This is a genomic window from Thalassotalea agarivorans, from assembly GCF_030295955.1.
In the GTDB taxonomy this organism is placed as follows: domain Bacteria; phylum Pseudomonadota; class Gammaproteobacteria; order Enterobacterales; family Alteromonadaceae; genus Thalassotalea_D; species Thalassotalea_D agarivorans.
This window is the reverse complement of record NZ_AP027363.1, coordinates 3,237,266-3,251,801: the sequence shown is the minus strand read 5'-3', so window position 1 is coordinate 3,251,801 and position 14,536 is coordinate 3,237,266. Positions and strand designations below refer to the sequence as shown.

The window sequence follows — 14,536 nt, the reverse complement described above, 5'->3', positions numbered from 1 at the left end:
TATGATTAAAGAAAACGATTTAATGCCTGCAGGGCAATTACAAGAGTTGGTTGATGGCGATATGGTGACTCATTCATCGAACACACTTTTTGACAACAAAAAGGTTGTTCTATTTGCTGTTCCCGGCGCGTTTACGCCAACCTGTTCAGCTGCGCACTTGCCTGGATTTGTTGTACATGCAGATGAGTTTAAGGCAAAAGGTGTAGATGACATTATCTGTTTGTCGGTGAATGATGCGTTTGTGATGTCGGCTTGGGGCGACGCGCAAAATGCGGAGCATATTCGTATGCTCGCCGATGGTGACGGCAGTTATACCAAGGCGTTAGGCCTAGATATCGATACAGCCGCATTTGGCGGTGTACGATCACAACGATATGCTATGGTTATAGAGAACAATAAAGTGACACATTTGTTTGTTGAGCAACCAAAATCATTTGAAGTAAGTAAAGCAGAGCACGTATTAAACGCACTATAACGCACAAGGGGTGAGCCATGACGTTAACAGAAGAACAATTGGGTAAGTTGCAAACGATTTTAACTGACTTTGAACAGCATCAATTGCCTCGGCTGCTTGATTTAGAAGAGCACGTCAATGATGGTGGCACATTAAACGAGTTCGATATTACCTTTATGGAACAAATTGCTGATTTGGCAAAGCGTGCTAATCGCTACGCTGAGTCTCACCCTGATTATCAAGAATTTGTCGCAAAAATGGTGCATTTGTACGAGCAAATTACTGAAAAAGCACTAGAAAATGAAAAATCGGCACGCTAGGTTAAAAAGATAAAGCGAAATGAGAATAAGTTTTATTAACTATCACTTTGTTTTTATTGGGTTTTTTGTGTTTTTTCTAGCAACGGCGCGACGAAAACGTTAAAATGCGTTAAACGTTTTATTGAGGTATCCCCATGATTAAGCCTGAAATGGCAGCGCAACTGAACAAACAAATTAATTTAGAATTTTACTCTTCAAACTTGTACTTACAAATGAGTGCTTGGTGTGAAGACAATGGTTTTGAAGGTGCTGCGGAGTTTATGCGCAAACATGCATTAGAAGAAATGGATCATATGAACCGTTTGTTTACCTATGTTAGCGAAACAGGTGCGATGCCAATTCTTGGAGCGATTGATGCACCGCCGCATGAATTTGGTAGCTTGTCAGAATTGTTTGAAGAAACCTACAAACATGAATGTTTGATTACCGAGCGCATTAATGAGTTAGCGCACAATGCCTTTACGAATAAAGACTATTCTACGTTCAATTTTCTACAGTGGTATGTAGCAGAGCAACACGAAGAAGAAACATTGTTTAAGAGCATTCTTGATAAAATTAATTTGGTAGGCAACGATGGCCACGCGTTATTCTTTGTCGATAAAGATTTAGCTGAAATGGCAAAAGCAGGTGGTGCAACAACTACCATGACGCCAGCAGGTTAATGTTAAAATGAATTAGAAAAGGTCGGTTTTTCCGGCCTTTTTTATTGCATCAAAGAAGACGACAATGATGCCAACTCAAAAGTGAAAACGCTAACAACAAATATAAAAGGCAATTCTTGTTTCACTCGTTCAACAACTCTACTCATAATACTACTCCAACATTTATGTGCGCTATAACGATAGAGATCGTTTTTATCACTTAGTTCCCATTAATTCTGCAATTTACCTTTCTTTACATTGCCACGATGAGAAAGGCGCTACATTAAGCAGCGCCATGTAGTTGTTAGAGCATTTGGCTACTGACTTGTAAATGTAAGCGAATACTGGCTGTCGTTTGCATAGTCTTTGGTTAGCAATAGAAACAACTCAGGGCTTTCTTCGTTGAGTGTTAGCGTTTCATTGGCAATTAATACGTCGCTTGTGCCTTGTTTGCCAATAACATAAACGTCATAACTGTTGTTTGGTAGCGTGATATTCGTTGGCAAAGCATACGATGCATTCTTCAAATAATCCGCGCTAGCGATAGTTTCATTATTACGCACAAAATATACTTTTACCGAACTAATATCGTCAGTATCAATTAAATTGATCACCGACACCGTATGCTCATAAATATTTTGTGAACGGCTGTTGGTTACAAACAAGGTACGCAAAGCTAAAGATATTTCATCAACGACACCATCATTGTTTTCGTCGTAGTCGCCGTCACCGTCGTCGTCAACGTATTCTTCTTCTAAATAAAGAAAGAGTGTTTGTTTACTGTTGCTATCTAAAGAGACAAATAGGTTTTCCACTATCGCGTCTTCCTGCTGATTGGGGCTAACAGAGAGGGCGTAATCACCGCTTTCTAATACCTGTTCATTGCTCATGGCTTGGTACGCGATACCACTATATTGATACTGCGTATCTTTGTTACTAAAACTGCCGTCTAGTAAGCCAGAGTACGATGGCAGTAACTCATGTTCTGGGACCGCATTGTATAGGGCTAACGAAGATTCAGCGTCAACTTCACTTAATGTTTCTACGGTGCTGTTGTAAAGCTTATCCACCATAAATGGGGAAGAACCTACGCCCGTGTTTTGACGGATAGAAAGCACGTATTGCACGGCTGAGGTTAGATAAAAGGCATCCGATTCAAACAACACTTCTGAGGTATTGCTATCAACCAAATAAAGCAGATAATAGCCGTAATCGAACTTAATATTGTCAGACAAAGACAGATTGCTCATGGTGCTGACAAATTCTGCTTGCTCGAATGATTCATTTTCTTCGGAAATATAGACCTCAATGTTGGACGAATATTCCATCGTTTGAATAAACCGAACATTAGCTCGGCCTTCGTCAACATCTTCAGCATCTTCAATAATCGGATATTGGAATTCAGTGAGCATAGGCGTAGTAATATCTCCGGTGAGGACTAATAGTGTTTCATAAAGTCCCGATATACCGACCTGCCCTTGCTCGATAAGCAGCAAATCATCCCGTGCACTACTGTCATCATCTTTTCGAGAAAGCTCATAGTGATAGGTGGCAGCATCAATTGAGGTGCCGCGCCCGATGTCAGCGAAACTAATATTGGTTAGCGCCTTTACGTATTCGTAACTTTCATCGGAAAGATCGTCATCAATATATAGATAAAGTGCCGGCGAGTTGTTCGATGCGTTGTAAAAGGTGATGTGTCCAGCAGATGTTGATTCATCGTCACTACACGCAGAAAGTAGCGTCAGTATTACACCAACAAAAAGCAGAGAAGAATAATATTTTACGTGAGTTACCATATGTTATACCTCGTTATATTTTTACTGTGAAAGACAGCAACATAGAGCGGAGAATGAACGAATGGTTCGGGCAAAAGCAGGGACTTTACACAGCTTTACATTCATTGACACAGTATTGACAAAGGTGGTGGAAAATTGGCTAGAGCCTACCTGTAAACGCCAGTATAATAAGCGCATCTTTTATCATGAGGCATACCTTTGATCTCTACAGATGTCTTAGTCATAGGCGCAGGCGCTGCTGGCCTAATGTGCGCAGCACAAGCGGGCTATCGAGGCCGAAAAACCATAGTGGTAGACATGGGTAAAAAGCCTGGTCGCAAAATATTAATCTCAGGAGGTGGTCGTTGTAATTTCACCAATAAAAATGCCTCACCAGAGAACTATCTTTGTAAAAACCCGCATTTTGTAAAATCCTGCTTAAGCCGTTATACACAGTTTGACTTTATAGAGCTCGTTGAACGTCATGGCATGCCATACCACCATAAAACATTAGGGCAATTGTTTTGCGACAATGGCGCGCAAGATATTGTTGACGTACTGATGACCGAATGTGAATGGGCTGGGGTCGATGTGCATATGCGTGCAGAAGTGCTTAAGGTTTCTAAAACCGAACAAGGCTTTGAGGTGATCACAACAGATAATCACTACCAATGCCAGTCACTGGTGGTGGCTAGTGGCGGACTTACCATGCCAAAACTTGGCGCGACACCGATAGGCTATAAAATTGCACAGCAGTTCGGCTTAGCCTTGTTGCCAACAACGGCAGCGCTTGTACCTTTCACCTTACATCAACACGACAAAGAGCGATTTGATGGTTTATCAGGCATTAGCGTGCCAACCACAGTGACAAGCGAAAACGGTGTGACCTTCAAAGAAAACATCCTGTTTACTCACCGTGGATTATCAGGGCCTGCAATACTGCAAATATCTTCATTTTGGCAGGCAGGCGAAGCGGTGACGATAGACTTACTACCCGAAACACCAATCGATAAGTTGATTAACGGTTGGCGCCAAGATGCGCCGCAAAAATCACTGAAAAACATACTAACAACCGTATTGCCCAAACGATTTATAGAAGCCATGGTGAGTCAGCAAGAAATTACTGACAAAGCGATTAACCAACTGAGTAATGCTGACATTGACGCCCTTTCACATTACTTACATCAGTGGCAAATCAAACCGAATGGCACCGAAGGTTACCGCACAGCGGAAGTGACATTGGGCGGTGTCGACACCGATGAACTTAGTTCAAAAACATTTGAAGCCAAGAAAGTTGCAGGGCTTTATTTTATTGGTGAAGTGACCGATGTAACCGGCTGGCTCGGCGGTTACAATTTTCAATATGCGTGGAGCGCCGGTTGGGCTTGTGGACAAGCGGTTTAGTAGTAATAGAAAACTAGATCGAAGACTTAAGTAACATAAACGAAGACATAAAAAATACAATACCTTCTAACCAACAGGATCAACATAGCCTTTAGCGTAATTGGTATGTCTTCGTTTTTATCTAAAGAAAAAATCTGCCGACTTGTGTATGCTTCAGCGAAAAAAGTAAAAGGGCTTGGAGTTTCATTATTGTTTCATACTACTTATATAAAACTACTGCCTTGTGCCAAATGCAGATTGGTAAGGCCCCAGAATTCTAGACAGTTTCTAGCTCCTTAAAATAACGTTTCTCAAATTCGTTTGGAGAAACACCACCATTTGTACCATGATTTCTTTTTGAATTGTAGAAACATTCAATGTAGTCAAATATCTCAGCCCTTGCTTCGTCACGGGTTTTATAGATCTTACGTTTAACTCTGTCCTTCTTGAGCAATGAGAAAAAGCTCTCCGCCACGGCGTTATCATGGCAATTACCTTTCCGACTCATGCTAGCTTCCAAGTTGTGCTCTTTTAAGAAGCTACGCCAATCAGAGGAGGTATATTGGACTCCCTGATCAGAGTGAACCAGCACCTTACTTTGTGGTCTTCGACGCCATACGGCCATCAGTAAAGCATCGATTACTAGGTCAGATTTGGGGCTGCTTTTCATCGTCCAGCCAACGACTTTTCGAGAAAATAAGTCAATCACAACCGTGAGATATAGCCACCCCTCGTAAGTGCGGATATATGTGAAATCTGTCACCCACGTTTGATCGGGCTTATTCACCTTGAACTCCCTATTTAAAGTGTTAGGCGCTGCGGGATGTTGTTTATTATTTCCAAAGCCTCGGTGGCGTTTGTAACCTCTGATAGCTTTAATTTTATTGGTTCGCATTATCCGATGGATGCGATTTTTACCGCATATCTCACCATCATTTTTCAAGTCAATCGTGATATTGCGATAACCATAGGTACAGCCACTTTCGAGCCAGAATTGTTTAATCTTGCCCAACAGCCTTTGGTCTTCGATTGCACGATTACTCAATGGCTTTTTCTGCCAGGCATAAAAACCACTGCGGTTGATGTTAAGAACCTGACACATTAACTCGACAGGATATTGCTTGAGTCGAGATTTCACGAACGTGTACTTTTCTTTGACTCCCCTGCAAAGTACACGGCGGCCTCCTTTAAGATGTCACGTTCCATTGTAACCCGCTTTAATTCGGCTTTTAAGCGACGTATTTCATCAGATTGGGCATCATCTACTTGACGCTGCTTGGCGGGCTTGGAATATCTTTTTACCCAATCATGAATGGACTTGTAGCTGACTCCCAATCGCTCAGCAACGGAAGTCATCGAGTGACCTTGCTCTGTTACTTGTTTGACTGCTTGGATTTTAAATTCTTCTGTATAGCGCTGACGGCTCATTATTACACCTCTTAGTTTTATATATTATAAAGCTAAGAACTGTTTAGTGAACTAGGGCCTTACCACACTTGCATGCATCTGCTTTTTGGCACAGAGAAAAGTTTCTTAAATGGGCTGCTGCAATAATCAATGCGCCGATTACGGTTAAGGTTTTTTCTCCCAACTCGCCCAAATGACTCTCGCCAAACGCCAATGCGATAACTAATAGAGACAAGCCCACTAAGCCGTATGCCAATAAGTCTTTTCGTTTATGTTTTTTACATCCTAGCGTTAATGCAAATAGGCTAGTTGGAATTACCGCTATGACCATGCCTATGTGAAACGCTTCATTTTCAAGAGGCAGCACACTCATGCTAGGGACGAGTATCAATAACAGCGGCACTGCAAGACAATGTAAAACACAAAGCATTGAAAAGCTGATAGCCCATTTATCGAGGGATGTAGAGAGTAATTTCATGTTTAACCTTTATGTAATGCCTTGGCTATTGAGCTAGTTTTGAAATTAGCCCGAGTCGATAATCATGTAATGTTATAATATAACAATTATACAGGAAATCATTTTTACAACAACAGCGCAAATTTGTCATATTGAGTGTTAGTGTGCGGCTACCCACTTGCTACGTCTGATTAGTTGTCCCATTCGAATACCGATGAGTATTGCGATTATGGTGACAAGTCCGGCAGGTGAACCGCCAGGCAATGCGAGTAGTAATTGAGTATCGTTGCCGCCCAGTGCGAGTGCTGCGCCAATACCCATTAAAATGCCGGCAATAAAATGAATAACACTTTGTTTTAAGCTGGGCACTTGCACTTTAAAGGTGCCATCTTTAAAAGCGGCGAGAATCATGCCTGAAATCAAAGCGAGCAAAATAAACACCTGCAGCGCATGAAAGGTTGCTTGTGTATTGTTTGGCAACAATTGATGGGTTATTCCTTGCAGTAACTGACTCGGTGTCCATTTTGGTTCGATGAGATACAGAAGGCCGGCTAGAACGCCAATACTCATCATGCTAAACCACAGTGTAAAACGTTGTTTGTTTCCTCTTATCGCCCAAATCATCAAAATTAGAGAAACAACAGCGAAGCCACTATAAAAAAGATAGTCAGGTAGCATTTTTGCCATTAAATCTGCCTGGACATGAATGTGCGACAGTAAAATCCAACCGATTATCCAGCCGATGATAGTAAACAACATTCTGCCTTGGCCTTGACTCAGCTTGTTAAAGGTAGAGATGCCACAGGCTACGTTGAATGCAGCGCCTAAACCAAACAATAGGCCACCAACAAAGAAACTTAGGTTAGCTTGATAGGTATTGAAACTCAGGGGTAATTGAAACTGATAAGCAATAAAAACAGATACCCAAGATAAGGTACTGCTCAACAAAATAGCGAGTAGGAACGATTTATCACCTTCAAACCAAAGCCTGACACCTTTGACCATACACAGCCCTATCTTTTGAGCGATAAAGCCAATAGTAAACGCGAGAGTCAGTGCAATAAACGTTAACATGTTAAAGACTCAGCAAAGATCTGCACACTTAAGTATAGACCCTTGCAGTTGCAAACATATTACAGCACTTAGCCTTGTTGTTGCTGAACCTCTTGAATTTCGGGTGTTGGTGATATTAGTTCGCATTCTGAAAGTAATTCGCCGTCTACACCCAAAGATTCTGGGAAGTACTTTTCTAGCAATGCCCATAGTCGAGCCATTGTTTTTACATCAACCTCGCCATTGACTAACCAAGGTCTGAAATGCAATTGAAACGCTCTAAAATGGTCGAAGCTTTGTTCATCATGTTCGGTGGTTACCTTTATGCCGTAGCCATAAGTTTGTAAGGCACACTGTGCCTCGGCTATCGATGGCATCTGACTCGTTGTGAATAGTCGCCAATACTTTTCAACAGTGTTGTCGTCATACCAAGCGCCGATGCCATGTTTGTACAAGGTATGCCAAGGAAAGCGAGGGCCTGGGTCTGACTTTAGATCAACTTGAATATCACTATGACCAAGGACGCGAGTCGGTGTTATTTCTGGATGCCTTGCTAATATTCCTTTACTAAGCTCGATAAGTAACTCTATTTGTTTTGGTGAAAAGTCGTGATAATTGCACAGGTAGTCATTACGGTGATCCAATGTCGAGTTTTGCCATTGATAAATACAGGTACTACTGTTAACCAACTCTATGCCAATAGACTGATCATTAATACCTTGTTTATTTTCCCACTGACTTGGACCTGCATGCCATGCTCTTAGGTTTTCATCAACCAGTTGGTAGACTTCGAGTTCTTTTTCTTTATAACTACCGTCAAATTCCTGTGGGATCAGATAGTGTGCGCTCACTTGCCCGTAAGATTTTGTTAGCACATCGAGCGATGATTGCCAGTCGCCGACAGTGTAGTGAACTACCAAAAATTTTACGCGAGTATTATAGTTTTCAGAAACATGTTGCTGGTTCACGCTCTGTTTTTTGGTGGCACACGCACCTAATATGCAACAAATAAATAATATTAATGAACGTCTAAGTAAATGCATTAATGCGCCTTTTGTTGTTTTGATAGCGACACTTTGTCGAGTAGATATATGATCGATTGGTAGCTAATACCGCTGTGTTTGCTTAAGCCTATTTCGCACGTTCTGCTATTGGAAATGCCTAAAGTGCAATCTTCTGGAATTTGCGCTTTAAGTGGCTTCAACGCGTTGGCATTTAACGCTGGTTGAAACAAGCCTTTGTCACCTGCGAAACCACAGCATTCAATGTCATTTGGTATAACGACATTGCTGCTACATAAGCGAGCAATGTTGACGAGATGTTGCTCGTTTTTCTGTCTTTTAGTGCTGCAAGTGATATGCAGTGCGATACTGTCTTCTACTGTATTAATCTCTAATTTATCGACGACATGCGTTGATAAAAATGCAGACAATTCTATAACTTCTATCGCTCCACTTTGCTCAAATTGCAATGCACATGGGCTTGCGTCGGTAATAATGGGTAACTTGCCATGTTCGCTTGCCTGTAAAAGCATCAGTGAGGTATCGGCGGCAACTTTGTCAGCCGTTTCTTTATCGCCTTTGCTTGACCAAGGCATTGAACAACAATGTTTGGCAGATTGCTCAGGCACAATCACAGAGTAACCGGCTTTATTTAACACCGAGATTACAGCAGCTTGGATTGAACGTTGGTCTTGTGCTCCTTGATCAGGACCAAAAATACGGCCGGCACACGAGGGAAAGTACACTACGGTGTTTTCTCCGTTAGCCTCTCGTATTGCTGCATAACGACTTGCGCCGCTGGGCAATGCACTATGATATTGAGGAACGATATTGCCTGTAATAGAAGAAAGTGCATTTTGTGTCGCAGCTATCGCGCTTTCGGGCAAGATTGACTTAGCGACACCAAGCGTATTTAGCCCAAAGCGTGCAATGGTTGATGTGCCTTCAAAGTGGTTGGCGACTTGTTTTGAAACAAATCGAGACGCCGATTTTTGCGCAAAAACTTCACTGCGCATGGTTTTAACAAACTCCCCTGTATTGATACCTACAGGGCATTCAAGTCCACAAAGCCCGGTAGCTGCGCAGCTATCTATCGCTAGGAAGTCATAGTCTTTTGATAAAGCATCAAGCTCGGTTTGCCACTGCGAGAAATTTGGATGTTGTGAATCATGAAGATTTATTTGGGTTTCAAGCCAGACAATTTGGCGCCAAACAGTGATACGCTGACGCGGTGTTAGCGTATACCCGCGTGAAGGACATACGGATTCACAAAAGCCACATTCAATACACTTATCGATAATATCGTGTGCTTTTGGCAACAGTTTAAGGTGCTCAATATGCGCGTTTGCGTTGGAATTGATAATCACGCCTGGATTTAGAATATCGGTTGGATCAAAGGTTTGTTTGATTTCTTTCATCAACTGATAGGCCTGTTCCCCCCACTCAAATGCAACAAACGGCGCCATATTTCGACCAGTACCGTGTTCCGCTTTTAGCGCACCACCGAACTGTTTAGCCACCACTTGAGCGACGGCGTGCATAAATTGATCGTACCGCTGTATCTCCGCGTCACTGTCAAAGCGTTGAGTAAACACAAAGTGCAAGTTGCCAACGAGAGCATGCCCAAAAATAAGGGCTTCACTATATCCAAACTGATCAAACAATTGATGTAAGGCTTTAACACCAGCAGCGAGATCCGCTAAAGGAAACGATACGTCTTCAATAATGACGGTTGTATCTGATGCGCGGTTTGCACCAACGGCAGGAAATGTCCCTTTACGAATATTCCATAATTGCTGGTACAACTGTGGATCTGTGGTAAAGGCGATGGTTTCAAACAGTGCTGATTTATTGATATCAAACAGTGCATTCACTTCGCCAATAACTTGTTTTAATTGCTTGGCATTGTCGCCACTGAGTTCAATTAGCAGGGCTGCGCCATCTTCCGCCAATGCCTCAATATTCTCTGGCATTATGTGGTGATGCTTAACCGCCATAAGAGAGCGCTTATCTAATAATTCAACGGCATTAACATCGAACGCCGCAAGTTTAGGGATCTGTGCACAAGCGGCTTCAATATCGTTAAACACAAACAACCCGGTAGCCTTGTGCTGCGGGTCATCAACAGTGTGATAAGTTACGTCGGCAATAAAACCAAGCGTACCTTCACTGCCCACTAATAGATGCTTAATAATGTCGATACCATCACTAAAATCGCGCAGGGCATTAATGCCGTAACCCGTAGTGTTTTTCAGGCGATATTTATGACTAATCAGCTGACTCAACGCTTTATCGTGTTTGACTTGCTGTGCAAGCGCTTCTATCGATGCTACAAGTGCTTTATGTTGATGTTTGAACTGACCAATACTTTCTATATTACTGGTATCTAATAGGCTACCGTCTGCAAAGACAATGGTCATATCCTTAACCGTATGGTAACTGTTGTGCTTTACGCCGCAACACATACCAGAGGCATTGTTAGCAACAATACCGCCGATTTTACAACTATTAATAGATGCGGGATCGGGGCCTATTTTTTTAGCGTAAGGGGCCAACGCTCTATTGGCACTCGCGCCGATAATATTTGGCTGTAACTTAACCGTATTGCCTTCTTCACTGACCGATAAATCTTGCCAATTGTCAGACAGTAAAATAAGTACAGAATCGGTAATTGCTTGCCCTGATAAGCTGGTGCCAGCCGCACGAAAGGTCACGGGAACATGACACACATAGGCGCAACGCAACAAGAATTGCATTTGCGCTATGTCATCTACAACCACGATAAGTTTTGGCACCATTCGATAGAAGCTGGCGTCGGTGCCATAGGCGAAACGTCGACTATAGTCAGTGATTAATGCATCAGCGTTAAACTGCGGTCGCAACAACTGCACAAAACGGGTGATAGATGGAGAAATAGATTCGCTCACAGTTATACCTTAAAGAAGATTTTTCGAACGTATAGGTAGTGCATAACGCCATAAGACACTAGTAAAAAACAGAGCGCAAAGGCCAAGGAACCATTTAGGTTACCAAAAAGCGGCGCAAAATAATGGTTAAACAACCAAGCCTTAAGCTGGCTATCGCCAACAGGTATCATCACCAGAATGCGCGCGACGACACCCGAAAACATAAAAAAGAAAATTGCATTGGCGCCAAACACCACAAACGGCAAGCTCCAATTTTGATAGCGCTTTATATCAATAATATAGGTCAGAATAGCTAAACTTAAAAATGCCCAACCTGCACTCATTAAGACATAACTCGACGTCCACAACGGTTTATTAAAAGGAAAGTGTAATGACCAAATATAACCTAGCGCTAACAAAGCGATACCAACTATCATCGAGTACCATGCTTTTGTGCTGGTTGAATAGCGTTTTTCGGTCAGTAATTTTCCTGCAAACACACCAAATAAGCAGGTTGCTATGGCAGGCAAGGTACTTAGCAGCCCCTCAGGATCAAAGGCAAAAGGTGTAGCTTCGGGATAGTAAACGTGTGCTGGCGTCAGCACCATATGGTCGATGAAAGCAGAAAAATTATTGCCAAACTCAAGTTCGCCAACGTAGGTGAGTCCGGTCGCATCGCTATAGGGTACCCATGCTAGCATCGCCCAATACAATAACAATATCGCGGCTGTGAGTAGATACGTCGAGCGCTGGCTTAGCCACATCACAATCAATACGGTTAACAGGTAAACCAGCGCAATGCGTTGCAGCACCCCCATGATGCGTATCTGCGTTACTTGTTGCTGCCACCAATCGAAATCACTTTGCTGAAAGTTGTAATAAAAGAGCGCTAAGAATAAACCTAAGGTAAACAGTTTCAGCGCTCTAATGCAGGCATGCTTGAATAAAGCCGTTTTGCTTGACCCTATGGCAAGTTCTCGATTCACCACAATATGAATAGAGATACCGACGATAAAGATGAAAAACGGGAAGATAAGGTCTGTCGGCGTATAGCCATGCCATTTTGCATGCTGCAGCGGCGCATAAATGTGGCCCCAACTACCAGGATTGTTGACCAATATCATCGCCGTAATCGTTATGCCGCGCAGCACATCTAACGCAAGTAAACGACTAGGATTAATGTTGCTCTTTATTGTTTCAACATATGCAGACCACATTATTGCGCTACCGTTACTGGTGAGGAGCCGCTAGCAATGATGTCACCACTGAGCAATCGCGCGAGCGCGCTGTAAGACAAACCGTAAGCCGTTAAATTGCCTTTACTGTCAAGCTCTGTGTGAGCATTGTAGCCAAACGTTGCAATAAGAATATCTGCATTCTCGGCGTAGTGTGTCATTTCATAAGGCGCTCTTAGGCTCACAAAAAGGGTTTCCTTTCCAGCCGCTTTGGCCTGCCTGAGCAGCTGAGCGATCTTGGTTTGCTTTTGTGCTAACGGCATATTAATTTCTTTTAAATATTTTAAGTCTTCCATACCGCCAAGTTCAGCTGCGCTTTGGTTAGGTGAAATAGAAGCAATCAGTAAAGAATCAAATTCACTAAACGTGTCAGTCGATTGATTTTCATTAACTTCATAGAGCGTTGTACAAGTCAGCTTTTGCCATGTGCGCTGCGCCTTTAAAGCGGTTTCTAATGCATTACATTTGGTTTTATCGGGCATCACCAGCATCAGCGCGCGGTCTGTTTTCACAATACGCTCCGCTCCTTTGTAGACCACTAATGCATCATCCGCTAACGCTTGCTCTAGTGCTTTATGATTATCATTGGCTAATGTCTGAGTCGCTTTTGCTGTTAGCGTATCTAAAGGATTTTGATGCCAAGCGGCAATATTGAAAGATTGCTTGAGTGAATTGATACGATTCACTGATTGTAAAATGTGCTGTGGTTCAAGCTCACCTGCAACTACATGATCAACTAATGAATCTAATAACTGATCGAAACGTGTAATGTCTGTTGGCGAGCGGATCGCGATCGGCATCAAGGCAATATCACTGCCCGCTTTAAACGTCTCTAATACTGCTTGTTCAGGCGTAAAAAACTCACTTATCCCTGCCATATCAAGCGCATCGGTGATAATTAGCCCGTTAAACCCCATGTCATTGCGCAACAAATCAGTCAAAATGGTTTTTGACATCGTGGCTGGCTTAATCATGGTTTTTCCCGACTTGGCAACAAAGGTAGAAGAGTCTAATGCTGGGTATTGAATGTGAGCTGTCATGATGATATGGGCATTACCTTGTTTTATTGCATAGGCAAAAGGCGCTAGGTCAACGGCTTTAATCTGTTCCTTTGTATGCTCCACTCTAGGTAGACCGGTATGACTATCCACATGCGTGTCACCATGCCCAGGGAAATGTTTTAACGTGCCAATAATGCCTTGTTGTTGCATGGCTATTAGCTGGGCATTGCCAAGTATAGAGACAATCTTTGCATCTTCACCGAAAGAGCGCACGTTAATCACAGGGTTGTCTGGATTTACATTCACATCAACATTTGGCGCATGGTTTACACTAAATCCTAACGCATGCAGTTCTTGTCCTATCACGGTACCCGTTTTTTGTGCATAGGCGACATCGTGCGCTTTATACGTTGCGCCGATACCCATTGAGCCTATAAAAGGGGTTGAAAGATGCCTTGGCACGCGTGCTACTCGCCCACCTTCTTGATCAACGGTAATAAATAGAGGTTGTTTACTTGAAGAAGCTAGGGCAGCAGATTGCAGTTGATAATTAAGTTTCACCATTTGTGGAATATCCACGAGGTTTTCTGCAAACAAGATCACGCCCCCTAAATTTGTGCGCGAGATCATATCTGCCAATTCTTCTGGCAGTTCGGTAAGCGGCATAGTGCAGCGCTGGTTTTTTGCAGGTGTAGTTTTACAATAGTAGCGAAAATCGAGCGCTATCTTTTGAGCAAGCGCAGCACGCAAAGCTGCTTTTTCTTGTTGCTCAGCTGCAGTGTTGCAACCAAGGATAAGCAAGCTAACAAGAATCGAAAAAACAGCATAAACTGGCATTGTATTGCGCATGGAAAGCTTTACCTAAAGATTATTTATTATTCGTTTGATTATACTAAAGGA

Annotated in this window: 12 protein-coding genes; 4 read left to right on the top strand and 8 right to left on the bottom strand. The window is 42.6% G+C overall.

The features are described 5' to 3' along the window. Position 1: 1 nt before the first annotated feature. From QUD85_RS14880 to ftnA, 3 genes are all read left to right on the top strand, one after another. Positions 2-475 (top strand): peroxiredoxin, encoded by a 474-nt coding sequence (locus tag QUD85_RS14880; RefSeq protein WP_093330567.1) that lies wholly within the window; start codon positions 2-4, stop codon positions 473-475. A 17-nt stretch (positions 476-492) separates the two neighbouring features. Further along, positions 493-774, top strand: coding sequence for a hypothetical protein (locus tag QUD85_RS14875; RefSeq protein WP_093330564.1), 282 nt, complete (start codon positions 493-495; stop codon positions 772-774). 134 nt (positions 775-908) lie between these two features. Then, positions 909-1,436 (top strand): non-heme ferritin, encoded by a 528-nt coding sequence (ftnA, locus tag QUD85_RS14870; RefSeq protein WP_093330562.1) that lies wholly within the window; start codon positions 909-911, stop codon positions 1,434-1,436. Positions 1,437-1,732: 296 nt separating this feature from the next. Here the strand turns inward: ftnA and QUD85_RS14865 are convergent, their stop codons facing one another. Next, complete coding sequence (locus QUD85_RS14865; RefSeq protein WP_093330559.1) at positions 1,733-3,214, bottom strand: DUF4397 domain-containing protein; 1,482 nt, start codon at positions 3,212-3,214, stop codon at positions 1,733-1,735. Between the two features lie 198 nt (positions 3,215-3,412). Here QUD85_RS14865 and QUD85_RS14860 point away from each other — a divergent pair, with 198 nt between their 5' ends. Further along, a complete protein-coding gene (locus QUD85_RS14860; protein WP_093330556.1) occupies positions 3,413-4,597 on the top strand; it encodes a BaiN/RdsA family NAD(P)/FAD-dependent oxidoreductase in 1,185 nt (394 codons plus the stop codon). A 256-nt stretch (positions 4,598-4,853) separates the two neighbouring features. Here the strand turns inward: QUD85_RS14860 and QUD85_RS14855 are convergent. From QUD85_RS14855 to QUD85_RS14825, 7 genes are all read right to left on the bottom strand, one after another. Further along, positions 4,854-6,004, bottom strand: a protein-coding gene (locus tag QUD85_RS14855) for an IS3 family transposase (RefSeq protein ID WP_286218627.1) whose coding sequence is annotated in 2 segments (ribosomal slippage) — positions 4,854-5,770 and positions 5,770-6,004 — 1,152 coding nt in all. Because the reading frame shifts where the segments join, the coding sequence is not laid out codon by codon here. 43 nt (positions 6,005-6,047) lie between these two features. Further along, on the bottom strand, positions 6,048-6,461 hold the full coding sequence (locus QUD85_RS14850) for a MerC domain-containing protein (protein WP_093328745.1): 414 nt from the start codon (positions 6,459-6,461) through the stop codon (positions 6,048-6,050). 138 nt (positions 6,462-6,599) lie between these two features. Further along, positions 6,600-7,514 carry a YeeE/YedE thiosulfate transporter family protein gene (locus tag QUD85_RS14845; protein ID WP_093328743.1) on the bottom strand — a complete coding sequence of 305 codons (915 nt, stop codon included), beginning with the start codon at positions 7,512-7,514 and terminating at the stop codon, positions 6,600-6,602. Positions 7,515-7,582: 68 nt separating this feature from the next. After that, the gene (locus QUD85_RS14840) at positions 7,583-8,461 is read right to left on the bottom strand and encodes an N-acetylmuramoyl-L-alanine amidase (protein WP_218139586.1); all 879 of its coding nucleotides are present in this window, start codon (positions 8,459-8,461) and stop codon (positions 7,583-7,585) included. A gap of 74 nt (positions 8,462-8,535) precedes the next feature. Further along, a complete protein-coding gene (locus QUD85_RS14835) occupies positions 8,536-11,421 on the bottom strand; it encodes an FAD-binding and (Fe-S)-binding domain-containing protein (RefSeq protein WP_245732089.1) in 2,886 nt (961 codons plus the stop codon). A gap of 2 nt (positions 11,422-11,423) precedes the next feature. Beyond that, positions 11,424-12,617: an acyltransferase family protein gene (locus QUD85_RS14830; RefSeq protein ID WP_093328740.1), complete on the bottom strand. Its 1,194-nt coding sequence runs from the start codon at positions 12,615-12,617 to the stop codon at positions 11,424-11,426. Continuing rightward, on the bottom strand, positions 12,617-14,485 hold the full coding sequence (locus tag QUD85_RS14825) for a glycoside hydrolase family 3 N-terminal domain-containing protein (RefSeq protein ID WP_245732088.1): 1,869 nt from the start codon (positions 14,483-14,485) through the stop codon (positions 12,617-12,619). The genes QUD85_RS14830 and QUD85_RS14825 overlap by 1 nt, the downstream gene beginning before the upstream one ends. Positions 14,486-14,536: the final 51 nt, after the last annotated feature.

What these genes read in the sequence shown, in the direction of transcription:
- QUD85_RS14850 (WP_093328745.1), bottom strand. Translation starts at nt 6,461, where the DNA reads ATGAAATTACTCTCTACATCCCTCGATAAATGGGCTATCAGCTTTTCA.
- QUD85_RS14875 (WP_093330564.1), top strand. Translation starts at nt 493, where the DNA reads ATGACGTTAACAGAAGAACAATTGGGTAAGTTGCAAACGATTTTAACT.
- QUD85_RS14830 (WP_093328740.1), bottom strand. Translation starts at nt 12,617, where the DNA reads ATGTGGTCTGCATATGTTGAAACAATAAAGAGCAACATTAATCCTAGT.
- QUD85_RS14825 (WP_245732088.1), bottom strand. Translation starts at nt 14,485, where the DNA reads ATGCGCAATACAATGCCAGTTTATGCTGTTTTTTCGATTCTTGTTAGC.
- QUD85_RS14880 (WP_093330567.1), top strand. Translation starts at nt 2, where the DNA reads ATGATTAAAGAAAACGATTTAATGCCTGCAGGGCAATTACAAGAGTTG.
- QUD85_RS14865 (WP_093330559.1), bottom strand. Translation starts at nt 3,214, where the DNA reads ATGGTAACTCACGTAAAATATTATTCTTCTCTGCTTTTTGTTGGTGTA.
- ftnA (WP_093330562.1), top strand. Translation starts at nt 909, where the DNA reads ATGATTAAGCCTGAAATGGCAGCGCAACTGAACAAACAAATTAATTTA.
- QUD85_RS14845 (WP_093328743.1), bottom strand. Translation starts at nt 7,514, where the DNA reads ATGTTAACGTTTATTGCACTGACTCTCGCGTTTACTATTGGCTTTATC.